4 protein-coding genes are annotated in these 4,069 nt (G+C 72.8%); 2 read left to right on the forward strand and 2 right to left on the reverse strand.

The genetic code is table 11. From position 1 onward, the window contains the following. Positions 1–574: AraC family transcriptional regulator (locus VF536_RS24530; RefSeq protein WP_331617556.1), on the forward strand; the 574-nt coding region annotated here is incomplete at its 5' end. On the opposite strand, the gene VF536_RS24535 is transcribed toward VF536_RS24530, so the two are convergent. Next, the gene (locus tag VF536_RS24535; RefSeq protein WP_331617557.1) at positions 552–1,622 is read right to left on the reverse strand and encodes an NADP-dependent oxidoreductase; all 1,071 of its coding nucleotides are present in this window, start codon (positions 1,620–1,622) and stop codon (positions 552–554) included. The two genes, VF536_RS24530 and VF536_RS24535, sit on opposite strands and share 23 nt — an antisense overlap. Positions 1,623–1,654: 32 nt before the next feature. Next, complete coding sequence (locus VF536_RS24540; RefSeq protein WP_331617559.1) at positions 1,655–2,872, reverse strand: MFS transporter; 1,218 nt, start codon at positions 2,870–2,872, stop codon at positions 1,655–1,657. A 131-nt stretch (positions 2,873–3,003) separates the two neighbouring features. On the opposite strand from VF536_RS24540, the gene VF536_RS24545 reads away from it, so the two are divergent. Then, positions 3,004–4,069 (forward strand): AraC family transcriptional regulator (locus VF536_RS24545; RefSeq protein WP_331617560.1); only part of this gene is annotated, 1,066 nt, incomplete at its 3' end.

Below are 4,069 nucleotides of genomic sequence, written 5' to 3' on the forward strand. Positions count from 1 at the left end.
GGTGGTGCGGTCGCCCGGGCCCGGCTCGCGCCTGACGCGGTTGCTGGCGCTGATGCGCGAAGAGGCCGACGCGCCCGGCGAAGGCGGGGCGGTGCTGCTCCGGCACCTCTCAGGCGCGCTCTTCGCCGTCGCGCTGCGCGCGGCGATGGGCGAGGGCCTCCCGGTCACCGTGGAAGCGCCCGGCGTGCTGGCGCTCGGCGCGCATCCGCGACTGGCGGCGCTGGTCGTCGACATCCTCGCCAACCTGGCCAGCGACTGGACTCTCGACAGCATGGCCGGACACGCGGGCTTGTCACGGTCCTCGCTGATCCGCGCCTTCCAGGCGGCGGCGGGCGTGTCGCCGGCCGAGTTCCTGAACCAGGTGCGGATGACCGAAGCCGCCCGGCGGCTGCGCGCCGGACGCGAGTCCGTCCCCGCCATCGGTGAAGCCGTCGGCTACGCGTCCGAAGCCGCGTTCCAACGCGCGTTCAAGCGGGAGATCGGCGTGACGCCGGCAGCGTGGCGCGACGGACTTGAAGCCGACCAGGTGGCCGACGGCGCCGCACTGCCCGTCAGGAAGCGTCTGGGCGGCTGACCGCCACCACGACCTTGCCGATGTTGCGGCCGTCGAGCAGATCGATCAGACCCTGAGGCGCCAGCTCGAGTCCGTCGACGACATGCTCCAGCGCCTTGAGCTCGCCGGCGGCGATCGCCGCGGTCATCTCGCGCTGGAATGCCTTGAAGCGCGCCATGCCCTCGCCATAGTGGTCGAGCACGATGAAGCCCTCCATGCGGACACGCTTCTGCAGCACGGTCGCCAGCAGCCGCGCGAGGCGATCCGGCGTGCCGGCGGCTTGCCCGACCGGAGCGGCGCCCGCCTCGTTGTAATGCGCGATGAAGCCGCAGACCGGCACGCGCGCGCCGATGTTCAGCAGCGGCAGCACGGCGTCCAGCACCTCGCCGCCGACGCTTTCGAAGTAGACGTCGATGCCGTTCGGTGCCGCGGCTCCTAGAAGCTCGGCGAACTGCGGATCGCGCCGGTCCACGGCGGCATCGAAGCCGAAGGTCTCGATCAGGTGCCGGGTCTTGTCCGCGCCGCCCGCGATGCCCACGACCCGCGCGCCGGCCCGCTTCGCGAGCTGCCCCACCATCGCGCCGACCGCGCCCGTCGCGGCGCCGACCACCACGGTGTCGCCCGCGCGTGGACAGCCGATCTCGTCGAGCCCGACCTGCGCGGTGAAGCCCGGCATGCCCGCCGCGCCCAGCGCCAGCGAGGGCCGCGTCATGTCGCCCAGCGCGATCAGGTCGCTGCCGTCGCTCAGCGCGTAGTCCTGCCAGCCCGCGTTGGACAGCACGAGGTCGCCGGCGCGGAAGTCCGCGTGACGCGACTCGACCACCCGGCTCACCGTGCCGCCGACGATGACGTCGCCGATCGCGATCGGCGGCGCGTAGCCCGGGCCGACCTCCTCCATCAGGTTGCGCATGTACGGGTCGAGCGACAGGAGCAGCGTGCGCAGCAGCACCTGGCCCTCGGCAGGCGAAGGCACGGACGCCGATTCGAGCCGGAAGTCCTCCGGCACCGGCCGCCCGGCGGGCCGGGCGGCAAGGACGATACGGCGGTTGACGAGCGGACTCATGAGCATCCTTCCGGTGGCGAGTCGGGTCGACTCGAGGATCAGGCCTTGGCGGCGCGAGGTCCGTGACGCAGCGTCAGCAGCGTGCCCAGGGTGATCGCCGCGGCGGCGAAGGTGGGGCCGCCGAGCGCGCCGATGTGGTCCACGAGCATGCCGCCGCCGATGGCGCCGCTGGCGATCGCGATCTGGAAGGCCGCGACGAGCAGCCCGCCCGCGCCCTCGGCCTGGTCCGGCGCGGCGCGCACGATCCAGGTCTGGAAGCCGACGGGGAAGGCGCCGAAGGCGAAGCCCCACAGCACGACCGCCACCGCGGTGACCCAGACCGAGCTGCCGGCCATCAGCAGCGCAGCCGCGAGGACGACGATCAGCGAGCCGCCGGCGACGATGGCGCGCCGTTCGCTGCGTTCGGCGAGGAAGCCGCCGACCAGGTTGCCGAAGAAGCCGCCGATGCCGTACCCCAGCAGGACCGCCGAGATCATCGGCACCGGCAGATGGGTGATGTTCTCCATCAGCGGCCGGATGTAGGTGAAGCCGGCGAAGTGACCGGAGATCACCAGCAGCACCGCCAGCAGCGCGACGCGCACGCCGGGGCGGGTCAGCAGCTCGCCCAGCACGCGCAGGTTGGGGTTGTCCTTCGGTGGGAGCTTGGGCAGGGTCAGGAGTTGCGCCGCCAGCGTCACCAGGCTGAGCACGCCGGCCGCGACGAAGGCGCTGCGCCAGCCCCACATCTCGCCCATCCAGGCGCCGATGGGCGCCGCGCAGACGGTGGCGACGGAGACGCCGGCCAGGATGACCGACATGGCGCGCGCGAACAGGTGCATGGGCACCAGCCGCATCGCCAGCGCCGCGGCCATGGACCAGAAGCCGCCGAGCGCGACGCCCAGGATCACCCGCGCCGCAAGCAGCACGCCCAGGCTGGACGCCGTGACCGCCATGACGTTGGACAGCACCAGCAGCAGCGTCAGGGCGATCAGGACGAGGCGCCGGTCGAAGCGCTTGGTCAGCAGCGGGATGGAGGGCGCGGCGACGGCGCCGACCAGCGCGGTCGCCGTGACGGTCTGGCCGGCGGCGCCGGCGCTGATGTTCAGGTCGGCCGCCATCGCGGTCAGCAGGCTGGCGGGCAGGAACTCGGCTGTCACCAGGCCGAAGACGCCGACGGTCAGCGAGGCGATCGCCGCCCAGTGGGCCGGCTCCTCGGCGGCGGCCGGGGCGGTGGCGCCGGCTGCTGTGGTGGGGGCGGACCCGGAGGCTGCGCCCACCGGAGCGGGGGTGGCGAGGGGCGCCTCAAGGCAGTCGGTGCAGGTGGAAGACACGGCAGGGTAGGGAGACAGTGGGAATGGTCTTCAGCTTATGGGTAGTATTCAGGCGTTTCCATGCCGGAAGAGCCGAAATGCATGACGATTCCTCCAGCGCGCCCTTGGAGCCGCTCCCGCCGACGCCGCTGAAGCCCGCCGACCTGCTGACGCAGATCCTGCTGGGGCTGCGGCTGGAGGGCGTCGAGTACGGCCGCTGCCTGATGCGCGCGCCCTGGGCGATCGCCTTCCCGGCGCGCAAGGAAGCGCGCTTCCACTTCGTCGCGCGCGGCAGCTGCTGGCTGAAGACGCCGGGCAGCGACTGGGTGCAGTTGAACCCCGGCGACGCCGTGCTGCTGCCGCGCGGCAGTGCGCACGTGCTGGCCAGCGCGCCGGATCTGCCGGCGGTGGAGATCGATTCGATCTCGCGTCGCGCCGTCGCGGAGGACATCTACCTCGTCGGCGCGGAAGCCGGGGAGATGGTGGATCCCCCCGACGTCATGTTCTGCGGCGCGATGCGCTTCAACCTGGATCCGCTGCACCCGCTGCTGGCGATGATGCCGGACGCGATGCGGGCCAACGACCTGGCGCGCCGCGATCCCACCGTGCCGACGCTGCTGGAGGCGATGGAGCGCGAGGTGGCGCTGGATCGCATCGGCGCCTGCGGCATCCTCGCGCGCCTGGCCGACGTGCTGGCCGCCAGCATCATCCGCGCCTGGGTGGAATGCGCCTGCAACGACGCCAGCGGCTGGATCGCGGCTGTGCAGTGCCCCGGCATCGGCAAGGTGATCGCCGCGATCCACAACGAGCCCGAACGCGACTGGAGCGTGCCGGAGCTGGCCGGGCTGATGGGGGCCTCGCGCTCGCGCTTCGCCGAGGCGTTCACCAAGACCGTCGGGGAGAGCCCGGCCAAGTACGTCGCCAAGGTCAAGATGTTCCAGGCCCGCCGCTGGATCGCGCACGAGGGCATGCGCGTCGCGGTCGCGGCGGACCGGCTCGGGTACGACTCCGAGGCATCGTTCAGCCGCGCGTTCAAGCGCATCGTGGGACAGCCGCCCGGCGCGCTGCGGCGCTCGGCGGCGGGCGCCGCCGGCGGACATCGCGCTTCCTCCGACCGCACGCCCGGACGCCCGGACGCCCAGACGCCCGGACGCCCGGACGCCC

Origin of the sequence: Roseateles sp. (assembly GCF_036486225.1) — a bacterium.
Taxonomy (GTDB): Bacteria; Pseudomonadota; Gammaproteobacteria; order Burkholderiales; family Burkholderiaceae_C; genus Roseateles.